The sequence below is a fragment of the Gluconobacter sphaericus NBRC 12467 genome (genome assembly GCF_006539125.1).
GTDB lineage: Bacteria > Pseudomonadota > Alphaproteobacteria > Acetobacterales > Acetobacteraceae > Gluconobacter > Gluconobacter sphaericus.
Genome location: NZ_BJMK01000096.1, coordinates 1 through 535, shown reverse-complemented (window position 1 = coordinate 535; position 535 = coordinate 1). Strand labels below are relative to the sequence as shown.

Annotated in this window: 1 pseudogene; it reads left to right on the top strand. The window is 56.1% G+C overall.

The features are described from left to right. Positions 1 to 201: 201 nt before the first annotated feature. Positions 202 to 535, top strand: a pseudogene (locus tag GSP01_RS15020) (Hint domain-containing protein); the annotation flags it as partial.

The window sequence follows — 535 nt, the reverse complement described above, 5'->3', positions numbered from 1 at the left end:
GAAGATGCAGCGGCCCCACTGGCTACTGACCGTGCGTTCGTCGAGCCTCTGTTTCGGCAGATCGAAGCCCGTGCCGTTCTGGCAGGCCATGATTCGCAGACCCTTGCTCAAACAATGGTCAACGATGCCGATCTGTATCTGGAAACAGAAAATAGAACGGTTATTCGTCAGATCCGGGAGAACAACGGCCGGGTGATGTTTATGATCCCTGCAGGTGTCGAGAGCGTCCGGATTGTCTCGAATGCCAGCCGTCCCTGTGACGCTGTAGGGCCTTTTGTCGATGACCGTCGGACACTCGGTGTTCTGGTTGGTGACGTCAGACTTTTTGAAGGCAATACGACTGCAACTCTGACGGCGCATCTACAGGATGCTGATCTGTCAGGTTGGAACAATGTCGAAGACGGCACAATGCGCTGGACGGGTGGGAATGCCCTTCTGAATCTGGGGCAGCGTCCGATTGGTAGCATTGCTCTGATGGCTCTGCAGATCCATGCAGCAGGCCCGTATCTCCTGGCGGATACGGCGTCTGAACGGG